The following is a 20,855-nucleotide window of genomic DNA, read 5'->3' as shown; positions in this document are numbered from 1 at the left end:
CGGTGGCTTTAAAAAACCGGTCGATTGGCAAACCGCACGGCACTGGCCACGCCGACCGCGCCCATCGCCATGCAATAAAAAACGCAAATCCATGGGCTGGCGGGCATCAATGCAATCAGCATCAACGGCGTAGTACTCGCCCACAGCGCGTAGGCGATGTTGTAGGTAAAGGAAATCCCCGACACCCGCACCGGCGCCGGGAACAGGCTGACCATCACCGAAGGCACCGCGCCCACCACCCCGCAGCTCAACCCGGCAATGGCATAGGCCGCGCCCAGCCACACGCCGCCGGCAATCAGGCTGGCGTAAAGCACGGCGATGCCCACCGGCAGCAGCAGGCTGTAGACCAGCACCGCGCGCCAGGCGCCGATGCGATCCACCAACAGGCCCGCCAATACGCAACCGATATTCAGGAAGACGATGCCCAATGCACTCAGGGCGAAGGTGTGGCTGGGGCTCATGCCGAAGGTTTTCTGCATCATGGTTGGCGTGATCACCACCAACACCACCACCGCCGAGGTGAGCACACAGGTCAGCAACATGGCCGGCAACAACGCCTGGCGATGGTCGCGCAACACCGTGCGCAGCGGCAGTTCGGCGTCGGCCTGGCGGCGCGCCTGCATGGCCAGGAACACCGGGGTTTCACTGAGCCAGCGGCGTAGCCAGACACCGATCACACCAAACACACCGCCCAATAGAAACGGAAAGCGCCAGGCGTAATCGAGGATTTGTTCAGCGGTGAACATCTGCGCCAGCAAGGTCGCCGTCAATGCCCCCAGCAGGTAACCGAAGGTCAGCCCGGCTTGCAGGAACCCCAAGGCATAACCGCGATGGTTGGCCGGCGCGTGCTCAGCGACAAAGACCCAGGCACTGGGCACTTCGCCGCCCACCGCGGCGCCCTGCAAGACCCGCAGCGCCAGTAGGATCAGCGGTGCGAAATAGCCGATTTGCGCGTAGGTCGGCATGATCCCGATCAGTAGGCACGGCAAGGCCATCATCAGGATGCTCAGGCTGAACACCCGCTTGCGCCCCAGGTGATCGGCGAAGTGCGCCATCAGGATGCCGCCCAGCGGCCGCGCCAGGTAGCCGGTGACAAAAATTCCGAAACTCTGCAGCAGGCGCAGCCATTCGGGCATTTCCGGGGGGAAGAACAACTGGCTCAGGGTCAGGGCGAAAAATACGAAAATGATGAAGTCGTAGATTTCCAGGGCACCGCCCAGGGCGGCCAGGCCCAGGGTTTTATAGTCGGAGCGGGAAAAGCGCTGCGCCTGTGGATAAGCGGTGGCAGTCATGGAGAAGCTCGGCAGACAGACAAAATGGCGTGCAGGTTATGAGCTGGGCCGGATCCTGGCAATCGCAGCGGATATATTCGGTTTACTCATTGATCCATGAAAATAACAACATTCCCAAATAAATGGCCGTGGGCCAAGATGCCCGCAATCCGCCCCATAATAAATACAAGAGGTAAATAACGTGGCCGATCCTATCGAAGAAAGCCGCTACGCCCGCTTTGCCCTGCGTTGCTCGAACTTTGCCGAACGCTGGTTTCCTGACTCCTGGGTGTTTGCCGCCCTCGCCGTGATCATTGTCGCCGTGGCCGCGCTGGGCATGGGTGCAGCGCCCACCGACGCCGCCAAGGCCTTTGGCGACGGTTTCTGGAGCCTGATACCGTTCACCATGCAAATGGCCTTCGTGGTGATTGGTGGCTATGTGGTCGCCAGCTCGCCGCCTGCCGTGAAGTTGATCGACCGCCTGGCGCGCATCCCGAAAAACGGCCGCTCGGCCGTGGCGTGGGTGGCGTTGATCTCGATGGTTGCCTCGCTGCTCAACTGGGGCCTGTCCCTGGTGTTCGGCGGGTTGCTGGTGCGGGCGCTGGCCCGCCGCACGGATTTGCGCATGGACTATCGCGCTGCCGGCGCGGCGGCCTATCTGGGCCTGGGTGCCGTGTGGGCGCTGGGGTTGTCGTCATCGGCCGCGCAACTGCAGGCCAACCCGGCCAGCTTGCCGCCGTCGATCCTGGCGATCACCGGCACTATTCCCTTCACCGATACGATCTTTTTGTGGCAATCGGGCGTGCTGTTGCTGGCGCTGATCGTGGTGTCGCTGGTCATCGCCTACGTCACCGCACCGGGCCCCAACTCGGCGCGTGACGCCAAGGCCTGCGGTGTGGACCCGGCATTCAACCTGCCCAAGCCACAGCCACCAAGCCGTCCGGGAGAATGGCTGGAACACAGCCCGTTGCTCACCATTTTGCTGGCGCTGCTGGCTGCCGGCTGGCTGTTCCATGAGTTCTCGACCAAACCTGCGATCAGCGCCATCTCGGGGCTCAACACCTATAACTTCCTGTTCATCATGGTCGGCGCCTTGCTGCACTGGCGCCCGCGCAGCTTCCTCGATGCCGTGGCCCGCGCGGTGCCGACCACCACCGGGGTGTTGATCCAGTTCCCGCTGTATGGCTCCATCGCGGCGCTGATGACCGTGGTCAAGGGCGGCGATGGCCAGACCCTGGCCCACCATATCTCGACCTTCTTCACCTCCATCGCTTCACACGACACCTATGCGCTGCTGATGGGCGTGTATTCGGCGGTACTGGGGTTCTTTATCCCATCGGGCGGTGGCAAGTGGATCATCGAGGCGCCGTATGTGATGCAGGTGGCCAATGACCTGCAATATCACCTGGGCTGGGCCGTGCAGATCTACAACGCCGCCGAGGCGCTGCCGAACCTGATCAACCCGTTCTACATGCTGCCGCTGCTCGGTGTGCTGGGGCTCAAGGCGCGGGACCTGATTGGCTTCTCGTTTGTGCAGTTGCTGGTGCACACGCCGTTGGTGCTGTTTTTGCTGTGGGCACTGGGGACGACGTTGAAGTACATGCCGCCCGTGATGCCTTAACCCTTGAGAACCGCACCTGTCGTTACGACGGGTGCGGTCAGGTTGGAGTGTCGGGCAATTGGTTCAACAACGCCGGCAGTGCGTGCTGAACGGTATCCCATACCACCTCAAGGTTTATTTCAAAGTATCCATGTGCGATTCGGTTACGCATCCCGCGCATGCTGCGCCAAGGTACTTGTGGCTGACCTGCCGCAAAATCTGGGTATTGGTCCATTATTTTGGTCGACGCTTCGCCGATGATGATCAAACTCATGATCACCGCCTGTTGAGTGCGTTTGTCCTCAAAGAACTCCGCTTTACTCAGACCTTCGACAAAGATAATCGCGTCGGATGACGCTTGGCGCATGTGACCCAAGTAGTCTCCAAGACGTTTTGTCATACTGGCCGAGCCTCGGCCAATACCTGTGCACGAAACTTCAGTGGCAAGTCGCCAGGCGTCAGCAGATCAACGTTGACGCCCAACAGGTCCTGCAACTCGTCCTGAAGCCCACCAAGGTCAAACAGTGTGGTCCCAGGAGGGGCATCGACCAATAAATCAAGATCGCTGCCCTCTTTATCTGTACCCAGCAAAACCGAACCAAAGACTCTTGGATTAGAAATGTGAAAGCGCCCGACCACTTCACGCACGGCAGCTCTCTTAAGATCAAGGGCTATTGAAGGTTTCATGATTCACCTCGACGACATGCAAGATCAGGCCAGTCTAGCAGTGCCGCGAATGGATTCGCATGCTCGCGTCACTCCCTGGCAGCAGACGCTGCGTCAACTCCATGGCAAGCAATGTGGAAAAAGTTGCACCTCACGCACCAGGCCGCTTGTATGCGCCCCGCAAAAAAACGCATTTCCCGACGCATTTTCCCGGTCAGCCGCTACTGTGTGAGGGTGGGCATTCATCCCGCGCAGACGGGCTTTAGCTGACAAGGAAACACGCATGTTTAAACTGACCAGGCTGTCCTTCACCTTTGTCGCACTGACTGTGAGCACGGTCGTACACGCCGATGTCGAGCTTGACCTGGGCACCGCGCAACGGGTCAGGCAATTGTTCGCCTACCCCAATAATTGCAGTGTGATCTGCTTCCGGCCGCTGACGCTGGAACAGACAGTCGAGCACTACCTGACCCAGAGCCTGCACCGCGACGGCTACAGTCGAGCCAGGGTCAGTGTGAAAACCCAGCAGGACCAGGTCCGCGCCCACTTTACCGGGGTACCCGATGGGTATGGCCAGCCCTTGACCGCATTGTTGGACACCGCCGACCTGGCCTATGACGGGGCCCGCCGGCTGAACCATGATGGCAAGTGGCAATTTAGCTGGTACCTGTTCCTGCCGTTGGGCATGGCCTTGGAAAACCGCAAGAGCATCGAGTTGATGCATTTTCCGCCCGACTACTCCCTGACCCATTACCAGGACTATCTGGAGTCGGCCACGACTGACCGTTGGGCCACATTACTGACCGCCAATGGCATAGCGGCGGCCCAGACCCCGGAGTACCAGACCATCATCGACATTGCGCCGATAGCCGCGCCCTCCACGGCCGGCAAGGACCTGGAAGGCGTGTATGGCTATTTCACCGAGTACCAGACGCGGATTGTCCGGGAGCTGAGCCTGCATCCCAGCGGCTCATTGCCAATGGTCGCCTTCGGCGCCCCCGTTCGCAGTTGGATCCAGCAACAATACGGGCAAACCCTTGGCGTATTGGGCCTGGGGCAGATAAGCCCGGCCGAGGGCAGTAGCGTCGCCGTATTGGGGGCCAATCACCCCAGTTACATCTGGTACGCCGCCAACCCGGACAGCTACGACGGTGATGAACAGAAGGCCGACGACGCCGGCCTGAAAGTCATGGGCCAGGACTTGAGCGCAGCGTGCTGGCAGGCCGGCATGGGCCAGAAGCCGGCCAGCGATCCCAACGTGTTGCTCAAGGGCTGCATGAATACCTGGCAGGTCACGCGCAAGGAACAGACTTGCGAGCTGTTCTACACCTCGATTCGCGAACTGTCCGCCGACCACGCCAGGGAAAAATGCGCCACCGCCACCATCAAGACACAGCTCAAGCGCCTGAAAAGCCCGCTGCCAGAAGCCTCTGTACCCGCCCCCGCCCTTTGAGCATCCGGCTTATCCGTTTTGGCTTACGCAAAAAAAAGCCGATATCTACTGTCAGATTTGACAGTAGATATCGGCTGCAACTTGCGTAAATCTTGGATCGTGCCCATTTGCTGCATGACTGGCAGTTACATCAACATCAGGAGGTCGATGCAGCACGACAAGGAACGCTATGAAAACCCAAGTCATGGAAGATGCGCCGGCTGATGCGATCGACTGTATTTATCCCTTCGCCAACCTGCTGGCCAAAAAAGGTTACCCCTCGCCCCGACAGTTCGAAGTCGTAAGCACCCGCAATGGTCGCGGAACCGGCATCAAGACCCGCGTCGCCTTCGACAGCCGTATACGTATTGCGAAGATTTCCGGGTACGCATTGGGCGAACGGCACTTGCACACGCTGCAGATATCGTCGCGTATCCACTTGTACGACCCGTGGTTCAGCGGCCTGCTCCTGCATTCGTGCGATCCGAATGTGTTTCTCGACATCAGCGAACTGGAGCTATGGTCGATCCAGGCCATTCGCCCCGGCACGCTGCTGACGATGGATTACGCCACCACCGAAGATGTGCTGTTCCGCCAGTTCGCTTGCCGCTGCGGTGCCGGTAACTGCCGCGGCTGGATCACCGGCGCAAAAGAGCCGCTGAACCCGCAGGGCCAACTGTTCATGGAACAGTGGCGCCAACGCAAACGCTATTAAATCGCCTCAATCGGGCGCAGGCGGTACTGCGGCGGCAGTTGCTCGAACCCGGTGATGGTGGCGTTGAGGCTTTTCCAGCGGCCGTCCTTGATGCCGTAGATGCAACCGTGGATCGACAGGCTCTGCCCGCGGTGCCAGGCGTTCTGCACAATGCTGGTGTGACCGACATTGGCCACTTGCTGGATGACGTTGAGTTCACACAGGCGATCAACGCGTTCTTCTTCGGTGGGCAACTGGGCCAGCACTTCGCGGTTCTCGTAGTACAGGTCGCGGATCGAGCGCAGCCAACCGTCGATCAGGCCAAACTGGCGATCCTGCATCGAGGCACGTACGCCGCCGCAACCATAGTGGCCGGTGACCAGGATATGTTTGACCTTGAGCACATCCACCGCGTACTGGATCACCGACAGGCAGTTAAGGTCGGTGTGCAGCACCACGTTGGCCACATTGCGGTGCACAAACAGGTCGCCAGGCAGCATGCCGACGATCTCGTTGGCCGGCACCCGGGCGTCCGAACAGCCGATCCACAGGTATTCCGGGGTCTGCTGGCGGGCGAGCTTGGCGAAGAATTCGGGATCTTCCTGTTTGATCGCATCCGCCCAGCGTTCGTTGTTATCAAGCAGGTCTTGTAGTTCGTTCATCAGGGAAAGCCTCAGGAATGATGCGCAGTTTTGTGACTGACAACCGCTCGCCCAGGTCACGCCGCACGCAAATTAGCTTGAATCTTTGGGAGGCCGTGCCTGTCCACACACTATAAGCCCCACAGTATGAGGATTGGCCATGACGCAATCACGACGTCCGTACGGCGCCCCGACGCCTGCACCGATTGATGACAACGAAGATCGCATGGGCTCGATGCGCGAGCTGGATTTTGACGAGGAGGAGCCGACGGCGGAAATCGGCGATGAGATCCCCCGAGGTGAACGCGAGCACCTGATGCCCGACGAACGGGTGCGCGAGGCGGGGATGACGGGGGCTTCGACGGCGGATCACGAGCCCACGGATGATGATATGAGCCCCGAAACCCTGATCCATGAAGATGGCGCGCGGGATGCCCGGGAAGAAGGTGACGGCGAACAGGCCGATTGGGACCTGAGTATCGTCGATGAAGATGAAATTGGCGGCGGCAATGGCCTGGATGAGGCTGAGTTGGCCGATATTGACCCGATAGACGGCAACCGCTGACACACCTGGCACTTGCAGGAGCTGGTTTGCCTGCGATAGCGATGGTGAATTCAATACCGCTATCGCTGGCAAGCCAGCGCCTACAGGGGGTTGGGTGTTTAGTCGACCAGGGTGCAGGCCATGACGACGGCGTCTTCGCGACCACCGACGGCAGGGTAGTAGTCGCGGCGACGGCCGATTTCGTTGAACCCGTAGCGTTCATACAGGCGAAATGCGCCGGTATTGCTGTCGCGCACTTCGAGGAAGCATTCCCGGGCGCTGGCGGCATAGGCGCGGGACATCAGGTGCTCCAGCAATGCCAGGCCCAGGCCGCGGCCCTGGTTTTCCGGTTTGACCGTGATGTTCAGCAAATGCGCTTCATCGAGGATGATCTGCACTACGCCGTGGCCCACCTGCTGCTCGCCTTCGAACATCAGCCAGATCTGGTACTTGCCCAGCCCGTCGAGAAAGATGCCACGGGTCCAGGGGTGGCTGAACGCCGCATATTCGATTTTCAGCACGGCGTCGAGGTCAGCCTCGGTCATCGGGCGAAAGGATAAAGCCTCACTCATCGGTTGTTTTCCAGCGCGCCATCAGCCGGCGCATGGCTTGCCAGACATCAGCCTTACGCTGTGGCTCTTCCATTAATAATTCCAGGCCCGGCAAGGCCCACACCGAACCCAGGCCGTCGACCTGCAGCTCGCGGTACCAGGCCTCGGCATTCGCCTCACCGGCAAAACGCACGGCGGGTAAGCCGATCAGCCACAGGCATACGCAGGGTTCGTCTTCCAGGCGGGCCGAGACAAACCCCTGCACGAAGTCACGCGCGGCGTCCGGGCCCTGGTCCATATTGCCGCGCACCAGCAGCGGCCAGCGCACGGGCTCGCCGACGATCTGCGGGCTGTCGGGCAGGCCGGCGGCGCGCAGCATGTCCTTGAGCAGCAGATAGGCAGGATCGCGGGCCTGGAAACGCTCGCCGGTCGGCAACTCCACCAACAACAAACAGCGCCCGGCCCGCAGCAGTTGCAAGGCAAAGCGCGGCGGCGGTACGACCGGGGCCTTGGCGACCGGCGCCGGGGCATCTTCGGCCACTGCGGCGACCTTGGGCGCCATTGATGGGCGCAGCACTTCGATCTTGACCCGCTCCGATGGCCGCACGGACGCTTCAGCCGCGGGCTTGACTACCGCAACCGGCGCCGCCGCTTCTTCGCCCGAGGCAGCGAACGGCTCGAACGGTTCCAGCGCTTGCAGCAGTTCGGGCCGCGACGGGGCGGCAAAGGGCAATTCGGTGCGCGGCAGCCAGTTGACCACCTGCATGGCGGTCAAGTAAGCGCGACGTCGGGACTCGATAAGCAAGGCTCGGCCACTTGTGGATAACTAAAGAGCGCAGATTCTACCGCCCTTCGGCAACGATCGCCCACCGTTGATGCTTTTCTCTGCATTCCTGACCCTCCATCGCGAAGGCGCCCTGACCGGCTGTGGATAAATCCCGCGCCTGATGCAGTACAATCGCCGCTTTTAATCGCCAACCAGCCGGCCATTCCGATGATCGAACCCAAGCGCGTCTTGCGCGCCCTCGCCGAACACTGGGCCCTGCTTGAGCCACTGTGCGAACACTTCGACCAAGGCACCCTGAGCCTTGGCGAGTTGCGCGCGCAACTGGCCGCCCAACAACTGGACAGCACGCCACAGGACATCACCAGCCTGCTGGACGTGTGGATTCGCCTGGATATCCTGGTGCCTGTCGCCAAAAGCCCGAACCGTTTCGAGCTCAATGCGCAGATCCATGACTTCCTGGCCTATCTTCGCAAGGAGCACCGGCTAGGCCTGTGCCTGGAAATCGAAGCCTACCTGCGCCATCTCGAGCGCCTGGCCGGCTATATCCAGGACGCCTTCGACATCCGCGACGGCCATGACCTGGCCCGCCAACTGCGGTTGTTGGACATGCGCGTGCGTGACGTGCTGAAAAAACTCGCCAACGACGAACAGGCCCTCGCTGCCGTGGCCGACCGCGCCAAGACCAGCGACCGGCAGATCCCGTTGCGCCAGCGCTATGCCGAGGTCCTGGCGACCTGGGATGAGTACGTCGAACCGATGATTCAACTGGTGAACGCCGACGGCGCCTTCGAGCAAGGCGTACGCAAGGTGGAGAACGTGCTGCTGCGCATGCTCACCGAGCAGCAGCGCCTGGGCCACCTGGTGGATGACGACATGTTGCTGCGCACCCACGCGCGCATCCTCGAAATGCAGACCAGCGCCCAGTTGACCTTGCGTCACGCCCGCGAACTGCTGCTGCCGCTGCGTGAAGAAGCACGCCGGCACAACGCGGTGACCCGTGGCGCGGCGCTGGCCCTGTCGGCAATCCGGCGCAAGGGCCTGGACGCGGTGCCGCAAGCGGCGATGCCGATGTTTACCCGGCCGCAAAGTACCTTCCTGGGCAGTGCCAGCCAGGTCGAGGCCTACGTGTATGCCCTGGCGAACTTCGAACCTAAACCGGCGCGCTTCCCCAAGGCGCACAAATCCCATAAGGGCGAAGCCCAGCGTGCGCCGCGTACGGTCAAGGAGATGCTGGAGCGTTGCGAAGACGCCCTGCCGATGCCGGACCTGATGACCTGGCTGCTGGAGCAGGAACCGGACGGTGCCACCGACGAATTGCTGTACTGGTTCTCGCGCCTGTCGCGGGAGAAGCGTTTCAAGCGCGAGCGCCTGGAACGCCAGGATTACCATACTCACGAGCACCAGGTCAGCCTGCGCTCATTCGCCCTGCTCCCGGCCAGCGACGCGGCCGAGCACTCTGCGAGCACACCTCATGCATCTTGATCTATCCGAACTGTCCCAACTGGCGCCGATCTTTCGCGAGTTGTTCAAGGGTTACCACGTCAGCCGCCGCGACCCGGAGTTGTACGCGCAACTGTCGAACTTCCAGGACCAGTACCGCACGCTGTTCAAGGCCCTGGGCTTTGAGCTGGTGTGCGATACCCGTGGTTTCTACTACTTCGTGCCGGACACCGCCGTAGCCGCCGCGCAGGTGAACAAGACCGCACAGCGCCTGGCACTGTTCACCTTCATCATCGTCGAGCACCTGGCCGATCAGGGCCGCGACCCGATTGCCGTGCTGGATGGTGGCAGCCTGGGCCGCGATGAGTTGCCCTCCTTGCTGGAGAAATACCGCGACCTGTTTATCCAGGCCGAAGTGCAGACCCAGGAAGAACTGGAAGAAAAAATCATGCGCCGCATGACCCAGCTCGGCTTTGCCAGTGAAGATAACGGCGTCTACCGTTTCCTGCCGCCAATGCACCGTTTCCTCGACGTGTGCCTGTCGGTCCAGGCCGACCGCGACCTGGCGGCCAGTGTGCACAGCGTGCTGCCGTTGCCGGCGCCGGTGATCATCGACGAAGACAGCGATGAAAAACTGCTGCAGACCGATGACCCGCTGGACTTGAGCGAATTTGAAACACAAAGCGAGGAAGACGCCCTGGCCCGCGCCATTGCCGAAGAACAGGAGACCGATGCATGAGCAAGGAACGCTACGGCATTCGCCGCTTCGCCCTATTGAATACCGCCGGCTACAGCCTGGGCCTGTTCCCGCTGGAAGAGCCGCTGTCGGTGTATGGCGCGAACAACCTCGGTAAATCGGCTTCGATCAACGCCTTGCAGTTCCCGATCCTGGCGCGCATGTCGGACATGAGCTTCGGCAAGTACACCCTGGAACAGTCGCGACGCTTCTACTTTGCCACCGACACCAGCTACATCCTCGTCGAAGTGTCCCTGCCCCATGGCCCCCACGTGATCGGCGTGGTCGGCCGCGGCCCGGGCGGCGGTTTCGGTCACCAGTTCTTTGCCTACGCCGGCAAGCTGGACCTGGCCCACTATCAGAAGAACGACACCTGCCTGCGCCAGAAAGAGCTGTTCACCAACCTTGAGCGCGAAGGCCTGAAAGCCTATGAGCTCAAGCCCGATGAACTGCGACGTTTGCTGGTGGGTGGCCATACTTCGATCCCGCTGGACCTGACCCTGATTCCACTGCGCTCCACCAGCGAGCAAAGCCTGAAGACCTTCCGCGCACTGTTTATCAACCTGCTGCACATGCGCGAAATCACTGCGGCCAAGCTCAAGCAACTGTTCCTCGATGCGTTCGAGCACAGCCTGCGCTCTGGCAGCGTGGATTACATCGCCGCGTGCGAAGAAGCCTTCCGCGATGTACGGCGCATGGAGCAGGACTACAACTCCCTGGTCGCCGCCGGCCCCTTGGTCGAAGCGTTGGCCAATGGTGTGAAACAGCGCGACGTCCTGCGCGGCAAGCTGCACCGTTTGTCGCCGTTGCTCGATTCGTTGCTGGGCACCTGGTCGGACTACGCCAGTGCACGCAAGGAAGAGCTGACAATCCAGGCCGAACACTACCGCAACGAGCAGGATGCGCTGCAGAACGATCAGCGCGGTGGCACCCAGGAATTGATGCGCCTGGAGCGGGAAATCAGCGGTATCCAGCGCTGGTTGGGCGAGTTGTCGGTGCTCAAGCATCGCTTTGCGCTGGTGGATGACGTCAAGGTCCTGGAGCAGCAACTGCTGGCGGCCAAGGATGCGCACGACGAACTGGCCGGCGCCCTGGCGCAGTCGCGACAGTTCAGCGCCGAGGATCTGGATGAGCGCCTGCGCGACCTGGAAAAACGCCTGAAGTCGGTCAAGCAGCAACTCGATCACGCCGACAACAACAGCTACGCCAAACTGCGGGAAGAATTCTCACAGCAAGACGTCGAGCGTCTGATGCGCCTGTTCAACAGTTCGCTGTTCAGCCTGCCGCTGGGCGAACATGGCATCACCCTGGATGAAGACGGCCAGTGGGTAAAATCCCTGGAGCTGATCCTTGATGGCTTCACTGGCGAGCGCTTTGAAGTGCCGGGGCTGTCCATCGACATCTCGCATATCGAGCCACCTGCCCTGCAAGCCCTGGCGGACCGTGCGGCATTGCGCGACCAGAAAGAACGCCTGGAAAAAGAACTCAAGCAACTCAAAACCCAGCAGGCGGTAGCGTCTGACCGGGCGGCGAGCAAGACCCAGACTGAAGCGCTGTACCAGCAAGTCCTGGATGCGCAGAAAGCCCTGGAAGACTTCCGTCGCAGCCAGACCCTGAGCGCCGAGGAAGGCGAAAAACTGGAGCACCTGGCGCAAATGGAAGCCGCGCAGGACGAGTTGAAACGCTCCAGCGATGCGTTTACCGAGCGCGTCCAGCAGCTGTCGGCCAAGTTGCAGCTGGTCGGCCGGCAAATCGGCGATATGGAAGCCAAGCAACGCACTTTGGATGACGCGCTGCGCCGTCGTCAGTTGTTGCCGGCTGACTTGCCGTTCGGCACACCGTTCATGGACCCGGTCGACGACTCCATGGACAACCTGCTGCCACTGCTCAACGACTATCAGGACAGCTGGCAAGGTTTGCTGCGCGCCGATGGCCAGATCGAGGCGTTGTATGCCCAGGTGCGCCTCAAGGGCGTGGCCAAGTTCGACAGCGAAGACGATATGGAGCGTCGCCTGCACCTGTTGATCAACGCGTACGCACACCGTACCGACGAAGCCCTGACCCTGGGCAAGGCACGCCGTGCGGCGGTAACGGATATCGCGCGGACCCTGCGTAATATCCGCAGCGACTACGACAGCCTTGAGCACCAGTTGGCGCTGTTCAACCGCGAGATCAACAAGCGCCAGGTGTCGAACCTGCAAAGCTTCCGCATTGTGCTCGCGCCAAACAAGGAAGCGCTCAAGCATATCGACCAGATCATCCACAGCGCTGGTCAGTATGAGGAAGGCGAGACCCTGTCGGTGTTCGACCTCAGCCAAAGCGCCGAGCAGGACAACAAGAACGAAGAGGCCAAGGAATACCTGGCGCGCCTGGTCGCCGCCAACCATAACCAGTTGGGGCTCAAGGATCTGTTCGAGTTGGCGTTCGAGATCACCAAGGTCAATGGCCAGCCGGTGATTCACACCGACATCGATGGTGCCGCGTCCAACGGCACCACCATGACCATCAAGGCGCTGACCAACATGTATTTGTTGCTGCACTTGATGGACCGCGACCAGGCCGGTCGTGTGCGCCTGCCGTACTACCTTGATGAGGCAGCGGATATCGACGAGAAGAACCAGGCAGCCCTGCTGGAAACCAGCTTGCAACTGGGCTTTGTGCCGATCCTGGCCAGTGTGAAGCCACAGGTTTCCGCCCAGGTGGCGATCGACCTGGAAGGCGGCAGCGGGCCGAACGGGATCTACATCGATGAGGCGGACTGGAAGTACATCCGTCGCCATGATGTGGTGAAGGCGACGGTGAATGTGCAGGCGGACGAGCCGGAGTTGGATGAGGTCTGACCAGCCCCTGTGAAGCAATAAAAAGGCCGCGATCTTTTGGATCGCGGCCTTTTTTGTGGCTCCTGGATTTATTTCCCCAGAGGGATCTTCGGCGCCCAGATCAGCCACTCGTCTTCAAACTTGTCGAACAACGGGAACGTCTGCTCAGGCAGCGCCGGGTTGCCCATGCGCTCGCCGTCGGGAGTGGCAAAGGCGATCCCGCCCTGAATCAGGGTTTCCAAGGACTCGGTGCGTACCGTCGCGCCTTTGAACAGACCGAAGTCCAGACCAAAGCCACTGCTGTTCCAGAAACGGCTGCCACTGCGAACCAACGGTGCGTACTTGGGCTCGATCAGCACATGGATCAGCACGCGATCAGCGGTCTTGCCCAGCTCGTATCCAGTGACCTTGCCCACGGTGACTTCACGGTAGGTGACCGGTACGCCAACTTTCAACGAACCACGACGGGCGGCGCTGAGTACCAGGCTCAAGCCGGCCTCCTGCACATTGGTCTCTGGCGGCTGGGCCAGGGCCACGAAGTTCTTTTGCGGGCCGGTGCTTTTCACCGGTGGCAGAACTTCGATGTACTGGCCTGTGACCAGGGTTTCCAGGTTGGCAGTTTTCATCAGGCCCAACTCGGGCTTGACCACCCAGAACTGGCTGCCGGCGCGGGCGATCCGCTCAGGCACTTCGGTGATGCGTGCGCTGAGCATCACCGACTGCATGTCGGCGCTCAGGTCGACGCTTTCAATCTTGCCCACGTCCAGGCCTTTGAAGCGGATTGGCGTGTCGGTGCGCAGGCCATCGGCGCGGTCCACCTTGATGGTGATCAGGGTGCCGCGTTGGCTGGAGGCTTCATGATCGGCAAACAGGCGGAAACGTGGAATGCGATTTCTCAGCGGCACATTCGGCTCAGGGGTTTCAAAGGCGATACCACCGGCCATCAGGCTTTGCAGCGATTCGCTTTTGACCTGGATGCCGCCGGTGAGTCCACCGGTAAGGGTCACGCCACTGGCGTTCCAGAAACGCGTCGAGCCGTTGACCAGGCCTTCGTATTCCTTCTCGATATGCACGCCGATCACCAGTTGCTTGCGCTTGCGCGAGAACTGATAGCTCTGTACCGAACCGACCTTGACCTGCTTGTAGAGGATCGGGCTGCCGACCTCCAGGGAGCCGAGGCTCTCGGTGAGCAGGACCAGGTGCAAGCCTGGGGAGCGCAGGTCCAGCGGTGGCGCCTTGGGCCGCGCGACAAACTCGCGTTGCGGGCTGGCGCCTTTGTCGCCGGGACGGATGGCAATGTAGTTACCCTTTACCAACGCTTCCAGGCCAGTGATGCCCGCCAGGGAAATGGACGGCTTGACCACCCAGAACTGGGTGCCTTCCACCAGGTAGTCCTCGGCCAATGGGTCGAGGGTCAGGTCGGCGCTGGCGCTGGACAGATCAGAGTCCACCTTCAGAGCCTTGAGGCTGCCGACCTGGATACCTTTGTACATCACCGGTGTGCGACCTGCCTGCAGGCCCTCGAAGTCACTGAGCTTGACCTTGACGCGGATACCCGCGGCGGCGGCATCGAAGTCTTCGTAGAGGCGGAACGGCAGGCTCGGATCGGTGGGCGGGCTGTCCTTGCGATTCTCCGGCGTGGCGAAGGCGATACCACCGGAAACAATGCTGGCCAGGGACTCGCTGCGCACTTTGACCCCGGACAGGTTGGCGTCGATGCTGATGCCGCTGGCATTCCAGAAGCGCGTATGTTTGCGCACCAGGCTGGCGTAGGTTGGCTCGATGTAGATCTTCACCTCGACGGTGTTTTGATCGGCGGACAGCAGGTAGCTTTTGACCTGGCCGACCTGGATCTGTTTGTAGAACACCGGGCTGCCACGGTCGAGCGAGCCGAGCCGCTCGGCCTTGACGGTCAGGTGCAGGCCGGGCTTGGCGTCGGATAAAGGTGGCTCTTCGGAGAGCGCCTTGAACTTGCGCGTAGGCTCGCCGTCGCCAGGGCTGGCAGCGATATAGTTGCCCGAGACCAGGGTTTCCAGGCCTGTAATGCCAGCCAGGCTGACGCTTGGCTTGACCAGCCAGAAGCGCGTATTGGCCTTGAGGTACTGCTCGACATCCTTGTTCATCTCGATGGTGGCAATCACCCCGCGATTACTGCCCTCATCATCCAGGGCCAGGGTCTTGACCTTGCCCACAGGCATGCCTTTGTAGACCACTTCTGTCTTGTTGACCTGGATGCCTTCGCCGCTCTCAAAGCGAACCTGGATCTCGATGCCCGTCTGGCTGTAGGCACGCCATCCGAGCCAGCCGCCGATCACCAGGGCGATCAAGGGCAGTACCCATATGGCCGACCAGTTCGAAGCGGGGCGGGTTTTAGCCTTTGGCAAATCAGTCATGGTCGTCGTCCGACTCCGTGTTATCCCAAATCAGTCGGGGATCGAAAGTTACTGCAGCAAGCATCGTCAAAATCACCACACTGGCGAATGCCACGGCACCGAGATTGGCCTCGATACTGGCAAGTCGCCCAAAGTTTACGACCGCAACCAGAATAGCGATCACGAAAATATCCAGCATGGACCAGCGGCCGATGAATTCGATAAAGCGGTACATGATAATGCGTTGTCGGGCAGAAAGCGGCTGGTGACGCTGCACCGAGAACAGCAACAGCGCGATGCCTACCAGCTTGAAGGTTGGTACCAGGATACTGGCAATAAACACCACGGCGGCAATCGGGAACATACCGTGCTGAACCAGTTCGATCACGCCGGCCATGATCGTGCTCGGCGCGCCCTGCCCCAGGGAGTTGACCGTCATGATAGGCAACAGGTTAGCCGGGATGTACAGAATTGCCGCAGTAATCAGCAATGCCCAGGTGCGCATCAGGCTGTTCGGACGGCGAGCGTGGACCAACGCGCCGCAACGGGTGCAGGTTTGCTCGTCGGTGTCCGGGTCTTGCCTGTTCAATTCGTGACATTCAGTACAGATCAGAATGCCAGCATCAATCGCCCGCATGTTCGTCCTCCCCGGACAACGCTTGCCAGATCTGATGAGGTGACATGACTACCTCCAGCAGCACCTGGACCATCAACAGGCTGACAAAACAGGCCAGTCCCAGGCCTACGCTGAGGGCGGCCATGTCGGCCAACTTTACGATCGCCACCAGCACGCCCATCAGGTAGACCTCAAGCATCCCCCAATCGCGCAGATGGTGATAAATGCGGTACAGCAACAGGCCGTAGTTGCGGCCTACGTTCCAACGAATACTGAGCAAGACCGCCAGTTGGCACAGTAACTTAAGCAATGGAATGCCCATGCTGCACAGGAACACCACCACGGCCACGCCTTGCATCCCGGTATTAAACAGGGCGACTACGCCGCTCCAGACCGTGTCTTCAGAAGACTGCCCGAGTAGATTGAGCTGCATGATGGGTAGAAAGTTCGCCGGGATGTACAGCAACAGCGCCGCGATCACCAAGGCCAGGCTGCGCTCGACGACATTGTAGCGGTGGGCGTACATCTCATAACCACAGCGCGGGCACAGGGCCTTTTCACCGTGCGCAAGTTCTGGCTTGCGCATCAGCAAGTCGCACTCATGACAGGCAACCAGGTCCTCCAGAGGTAGGTCGGACACCTGAGGGGTATCAACCGGGTCGGACATATAGGGCTCTAAGTCTAAAATGATCAGGCGTCTATTCTAGTGTTCTGGCTCAGAAATAACTGTGCAAATTTGTCGGGGTGAACAGTGGCGATATGCCAGAACCTTTTCGACCGCCCAAAACAAAACCCCAACTGCTTTCGCAATTGGGGTTTCGGAATTTAATCTTGACGATGACCTACTCTCACATGGGGAAACCCCACACTACCATCGGCGATGCATCGTTTCACTACTGAGTTCGGGATGGGATCAGGTGGTTCCAATGCTCTATGGTCGTCAAGAAATTCGGGTACTGAGTCGTGACCAGCTGGCCTCGCTTCAGAAAATTGGGTATGTAATAGAAGTCGGTGTTTTGCAAGAGTCGAACTTTCGGTTCGTTTCGTCTTCACACACCGCAATCTGGCCTTTCGACGCAAATTGCTTGGGTGTTATATGGTCAAGCCTCACGGGCAATTAGTATTGGTTAGCTCAACGCCTCACAGCGCTTACACACCCAACCTATCAACGTCGTAGTCTTCGACGGCCCTTCAGGGAACTCAAGGTTCCAGTGAGATCTCATCTTGAGGCTAGTTTCCCGCTTAGATGCTTTCAGCGGTTATCTATTCCGAACATAGCTACCCGGCAATGCCACTGGCGTGACAACCGGAACACCAGAGGTTCGTCCACTCCGGTCCTCTCGTACTAGGAGCAGCCCCTCTCAAATCTCAAACGTCCACGGCAGATAGGGACCGAACTGTCTCACGACGTTCTAAACCCAGCTCGCGTACCACTTTAAATGGCGAACAGCCATACCCTTGGGACCGGCTTCAGCCCCAGGATGTGATGAGCCGACATCGAGGTGCCAAACACCGCCGTCGATATGAACTCTTGGGCGGTATCAGCCTGTTATCCCCGGAGTACCTTTTATCCGTTGAGCGATGGCCCTTCCATACAGAACCACCGGATCACTAAGACCTACTTTCGTACCTGCTCGACGTGTCTGTCTCGCAGTCAAGCGCGCTTTTGCCTTTATACTCTACGACCGATTTCCGACCGGTCTGAGCGCACCTTCGTACTCCTCCGTTACTCTTTAGGAGGAGACCGCCCCAGTCAAACTACCCACCATACACTGTCCTCGATCCGGATAACGGACCTGAGTTAGAACCTCAAAGTTGCCAGGGTGGTATTTCAAGGTTGGCTCCACGCAGACTGGCGTCCACGCTTCAAAGCCTCCCACCTATCCTACACAAGCAAATTCAAAGTCCAGTGCAAAGCTATAGTAAAGGTTCACGGGGTCTTTCCGTCTAGCCGCGGATACACTGCATCTTCACAGCGATTTCAATTTCACTGAGTCTCGGGTGGAGACAGCGCCGCCATCGTTACGCCATTCGTGCAGGTCGGAACTTACCCGACAAGGAATTTCGCTACCTTAGGACCGTTATAGTTACGGCCGCCGTTTACCGGGGCTTCGATCAAGAGCTTCGCGTTAGCTAACCCCATCAATTAACCTTCCGGCACCGGGCAGGCGTCACACCCTATACGTCCACTTTCGTGTTTGCAGAGTGCTGTGTTTTTAATAAACAGTCGCAGCGGCCTGGTATCTTCGACCGGCATGAGCTTACGGAGCAAGTCCTTCACCCTCACCGGCGCACCTTCTCCCGAAGTTACGGTGCCATTTTGCCTAGTTCCTTCACCCGAGTTCTCTCAAGCGCCTTGGTATTCTCTACCCAACCACCTGTGTCGGTTTGGGGTACGGTTCCTGGTTACCTGAAGCTTAGAAGCTTTTCTTGGAAGCATGGCATCAACCACTTCGTCACTCAAAGAGTAACTCGTCATCAGCTCTCGGCCTTAGAATCCCGGATTTACCTAAGATTCCAGCCTACCACCTTAAACTTGGACAACCAACGCCAAGCTGGCCTAGCCTTCTCCGTCCCTCCATCGCAATAACCAGAAGTACAGGAATATTAACCTGTTTTCCATCGACTACGCTTTTCAGCCTCGCCTTAGGGACCGACTAACCCTGCGTCGATTAACGTTGCGCAGGAAACCTTGGTCTTTCGGCGTGGGTGTTTTTCACACCCATTGTCGTTACTCATGTCAGCATTCGCACTTCTGATACCTCCAGCAAGCTTCTCAACTCACCTTCACAGGCTTACAGAACGCTCCTCTACCGCATCATCCGAAGATGATACCCGTAGCTTCGGTGTATGGTTTGAGCCCCGTTACATCTTCCGCGCAGGCCGACTCGACTAGTGAGCTATTACGCTTTCTTTAAAGGGTGGCTGCTTCTAAGCCAACCTCCTAGCTGTCTAAGCCTTCCCACATCGTTTCCCACTTAACCATAACTTTGGGACCTTAGCTGACGGTCTGGGTTGTTTCCCTTTTCACGACGGACGTTAGCACCCGCCGTGTGTCTCCCATGCTCGGCACTTGTAGGTATTCGGAGTTTGCATCGGTTTGGTAAGTCGGGATGACCCCCTAGCCGAAACAGTGCTCTACCCCCTACAGTGATACATGAGGCGCTACCTAAATAGCTTTCGAGGAGAACCAGCTATCTCCGAGCTTGATTAGCCTTTCACTCCGATCCACAGGTCATCCGCTAACTTTTCAACGGTAGTCGGTTCGGTCCTCCAGTTAGTGTTACCCAACCTTCAACCTGCCCATGGATAGATCGCCCGGTTTCGGGTCTATTCCCAGCGACTAGACGCCCTATTAAGACTCGCTTTCGCTACGCCTCCCCTATTCGGTTAAGCTCGCCACTGAAAATAAGTCGCTGACCCATTATACAAAAGGTACGCAGTCACCCAACAAAGTGGGCTCCCACTGCTTGTACGCATACGGTTTCAGGATCTATTTCACTCCCCTCTCCGGGGTTCTTTTCGCCTTTCCCTCACGGTACTAGTTCACTATCGGTCAGTCAGTAGTATTTAGCCTTGGAGGATGGTCCCCCCATATTCAGACAAAGTTTCTCGTGCTCCGTCCTACTCGATTTCATGACTAAGAGATTTTCGCGTACAGGGCTATCACCCACTATGGCCGCACTTTCCAGAGCGTTCCGCTAATCTCAAAGCCACTTAAGGGCTAGTCCCCGTTCGCTCGCCACTACTAAGGGAATCTCGGTTGATTTCTTTTCCTCAGGGTACTTAGATGTTTCAGTTCCCCTGGTTCGCCTCTTACGCCTATGTATTCAGCGTAAGATAACCATCTTATGATGGCTGGGTTCCCCCATTCAGACATCTCCGGATCAAAGTCTGTTTGCCGACTCCCCGAAGCTTTTCGCAGGCTACCACGTCTTTCATCGCCTCTGACTGCCAAGGCATCCACCGTATGCGCTTCTTCACTTGACCATATAACCCCAAGCAATCTGGTTATACTGTGAAGACGACATTCGCCGAAAATTCGAATTTCTCAACTAAGAGAACTCACAAATTTTACCTTAGCCTGATCCGTTACCAGTGAAAGTAACGTTCAGTCTATCTTTCTATCACATACCCAAATTTTTAAAGAACGAACTAGTCAAAGACTAGAAATCAACATTCACCATCACAACGATGGAATGCTCATTTCTAAGCTTTATACAAACAGAAGCAGTAGTGGTGGAGCCAAACGGGATCGAACCGTTGACCTCCTGCGTGCAAGGCAGGCGCTCTCCCAGCTGAGCTATGGCCCCGTATTTCTACAGGCGTTTCCCACACAAAATTGGTGGGTCTGGGCAGATTCGAACTGCCGACCTCACCCTTATCAGGGGTGCGCTCTAACCAACTGAGCTACAGACCCAATTTCGGGCTGCTTCTTTTCGTCTTCTTCAATGAATCAAGCAATTCGTGTGGGAACTTATGGAGCAGCTGATGTCGTCGATTAAGGAGGTGATCCAGCCGCAGGTTCCCCTACGGCTACCTTGTTACGACTTCACCCCAGTCATGAATCACACCGTGGTAACCGTCCTCCCGAAGGTTAGACTAGCTACTTCTGGTGCAACCCACTCCCATGGTGTGACGGGCGGTGTGTACAAGGCCCGGGAACGTATTCACCGCGACATTCTG

The 20,855-nt window shown here is 58.9% G+C and carries 16 protein-coding genes, 2 tRNA genes and 3 rRNA genes (1 of these 21 only partly in view); 7 read left to right on the top strand and 14 right to left on the bottom strand.

The features are described from left to right. Positions 1 to 8 precede the first annotated feature (8 nt). Complete coding sequence (locus tag C5F71_RS17095) at positions 9 to 1,292, bottom strand: MFS transporter (protein ID WP_104911577.1); 1,284 nt, start codon at positions 1,290 to 1,292, stop codon at positions 9 to 11. 181 nt (positions 1,293 to 1,473) lie between these two features. Between C5F71_RS17095 and C5F71_RS17090 the strand changes: the two genes are divergently transcribed. Continuing rightward, complete coding sequence (locus tag C5F71_RS17090) at positions 1,474 to 2,892, top strand: short-chain fatty acid transporter (RefSeq protein WP_029295811.1); 1,419 nt, start codon at positions 1,474 to 1,476, stop codon at positions 2,890 to 2,892. 37 nt (positions 2,893 to 2,929) lie between these two features. Here the strand turns inward: C5F71_RS17090 and C5F71_RS17085 are convergent, their stop codons facing one another. Next, the gene (locus C5F71_RS17085; RefSeq protein ID WP_029295813.1) at positions 2,930 to 3,271 is read right to left on the bottom strand and encodes a DUF86 domain-containing protein; all 342 of its coding nucleotides are present in this window, start codon (positions 3,269 to 3,271) and stop codon (positions 2,930 to 2,932) included. Next, positions 3,268 to 3,558, bottom strand: a complete 291-nt coding sequence (locus C5F71_RS17080; RefSeq protein ID WP_029295815.1) for a nucleotidyltransferase family protein — start codon at positions 3,556 to 3,558, stop codon at positions 3,268 to 3,270. Before C5F71_RS17080 ends, C5F71_RS17085 begins: the two co-directional genes overlap by 4 nt. A 262-nt stretch (positions 3,559 to 3,820) precedes the next feature. Between C5F71_RS17080 and C5F71_RS17075 the strand changes: the two genes are divergently transcribed. Both C5F71_RS17075 and C5F71_RS17070 read left to right on the top strand, forming a co-directional pair. Beyond that, positions 3,821 to 4,990: a hypothetical protein gene (locus C5F71_RS17075; protein ID WP_104911576.1), complete on the top strand. Its 1,170-nt coding sequence runs from the start codon at positions 3,821 to 3,823 to the stop codon at positions 4,988 to 4,990. Positions 4,991 to 5,159: 169 nt separating this feature from the next. Further along, on the top strand, positions 5,160 to 5,684 hold the full coding sequence (locus tag C5F71_RS17070) for an SET domain-containing protein-lysine N-methyltransferase (RefSeq protein WP_092233417.1): 525 nt from the start codon (positions 5,160 to 5,162) through the stop codon (positions 5,682 to 5,684). On the opposite strand, the gene can is transcribed toward C5F71_RS17070, so the two are convergent. Continuing rightward, complete coding sequence (can, locus tag C5F71_RS17065) at positions 5,681 to 6,325, bottom strand: carbonate dehydratase (RefSeq protein ID WP_029295821.1); 645 nt, start codon at positions 6,323 to 6,325, stop codon at positions 5,681 to 5,683. The two genes, C5F71_RS17070 and can, sit on opposite strands and share 4 nt — an antisense overlap. Before the next feature lie 139 nt (positions 6,326 to 6,464). Between can and C5F71_RS17060 the strand changes: the two genes are divergently transcribed. Then, a complete protein-coding gene (locus C5F71_RS17060) occupies positions 6,465 to 6,869 on the top strand; it encodes a hypothetical protein (protein ID WP_029295823.1) in 405 nt (134 codons plus the stop codon). Positions 6,870 to 6,967: 98 nt separating this feature from the next. Here the strand turns inward: C5F71_RS17060 and rimI are convergent, their stop codons facing one another. Continuing rightward, a complete protein-coding gene (rimI, locus tag C5F71_RS17055) occupies positions 6,968 to 7,420 on the bottom strand; it encodes a ribosomal protein S18-alanine N-acetyltransferase (protein ID WP_005784514.1) in 453 nt (150 codons plus the stop codon). After that, on the bottom strand, positions 7,413 to 8,165 hold the full coding sequence (locus C5F71_RS17050; RefSeq protein ID WP_104911575.1) for an energy transducer TonB: 753 nt from the start codon (positions 8,163 to 8,165) through the stop codon (positions 7,413 to 7,415). The genes rimI and C5F71_RS17050 overlap by 8 nt, the downstream gene beginning before the upstream one ends. A 228-nt stretch (positions 8,166 to 8,393) precedes the next feature. Here C5F71_RS17050 and mksB point away from each other — a divergent pair, with 228 nt between their 5' ends. From mksB to mksF, 3 genes are read left to right on the top strand one after another with little or no spacing between them, the layout of a single operon-like run. Then, on the top strand, positions 8,394 to 9,668 hold the full coding sequence (gene mksB, locus C5F71_RS17045; protein WP_070996414.1) for an Mks condensin complex protein MksB: 1,275 nt from the start codon (positions 8,394 to 8,396) through the stop codon (positions 9,666 to 9,668). Beyond that, complete coding sequence (gene mksE / locus C5F71_RS17040) at positions 9,658 to 10,365, top strand: Mks condensin complex protein MksE (protein ID WP_029295831.1); 708 nt, start codon at positions 9,658 to 9,660, stop codon at positions 10,363 to 10,365. Before mksB ends, mksE begins: the two co-directional genes overlap by 11 nt. Continuing rightward, the gene (gene mksF, locus C5F71_RS17035) at positions 10,362 to 13,202 is read left to right on the top strand and encodes an Mks condensin complex protein MksF (protein ID WP_029295833.1); all 2,841 of its coding nucleotides are present in this window, start codon (positions 10,362 to 10,364) and stop codon (positions 13,200 to 13,202) included. The genes mksE and mksF overlap by 4 nt, the downstream gene beginning before the upstream one ends. A 68-nt stretch (positions 13,203 to 13,270) precedes the next feature. Here mksF and C5F71_RS17030 read toward each other — a convergent pair whose 3' ends face one another. The 8 genes from C5F71_RS17030 to C5F71_RS16995 form a co-directional block, all read right to left on the bottom strand. Continuing rightward, positions 13,271 to 15,574: a PqiB family protein gene (locus tag C5F71_RS17030; protein WP_070996415.1), complete on the bottom strand. Its 2,304-nt coding sequence runs from the start codon at positions 15,572 to 15,574 to the stop codon at positions 13,271 to 13,273. Next, the gene (locus C5F71_RS17025; protein ID WP_029295837.1) at positions 15,567 to 16,190 is read right to left on the bottom strand and encodes a paraquat-inducible protein A; all 624 of its coding nucleotides are present in this window, start codon (positions 16,188 to 16,190) and stop codon (positions 15,567 to 15,569) included. The genes C5F71_RS17030 and C5F71_RS17025 overlap by 8 nt, the downstream gene beginning before the upstream one ends. Beyond that, positions 16,177 to 16,836, bottom strand: coding sequence for a paraquat-inducible protein A (locus C5F71_RS17020; protein WP_029295839.1), 660 nt, complete (start codon positions 16,834 to 16,836; stop codon positions 16,177 to 16,179). The genes C5F71_RS17025 and C5F71_RS17020 overlap by 14 nt, the downstream gene beginning before the upstream one ends. Positions 16,837 to 16,998: 162 nt before the next feature. Beyond that, a 5S ribosomal RNA gene (gene rrf, locus C5F71_RS17015) occupies positions 16,999 to 17,114 on the bottom strand. 151 nt (positions 17,115 to 17,265) lie between these two features. Further along, a 23S ribosomal RNA gene (locus tag C5F71_RS17010) occupies positions 17,266 to 20,159 on the bottom strand. Positions 20,160 to 20,406: 247 nt separating this feature from the next. Beyond that, a tRNA-Ala gene (locus tag C5F71_RS17005) sits at positions 20,407 to 20,482 on the bottom strand. A 30-nt stretch (positions 20,483 to 20,512) separates the two neighbouring features. Further along, positions 20,513 to 20,589: transfer RNA gene (locus tag C5F71_RS17000), tRNA-Ile, on the bottom strand. 82 nt (positions 20,590 to 20,671) lie between these two features. Further along, a 16S ribosomal RNA gene (locus tag C5F71_RS16995) occupies positions 20,672 to 20,855 on the bottom strand; it runs 1,353 nt beyond the window's last position. The 16S, 23S and 5S rRNA genes sit together here with 2 tRNA genes alongside, the layout of an rRNA operon.

This window comes from Pseudomonas sp. LG1D9, from assembly GCF_002949995.1.
GTDB lineage: Bacteria > Pseudomonadota > Gammaproteobacteria > Pseudomonadales > Pseudomonadaceae > Aquipseudomonas > Aquipseudomonas proteolytica.
The sequence above is the reverse complement of the archived record's forward strand: the minus strand, read 5'-3'. Positions and strand labels throughout refer to the sequence as shown.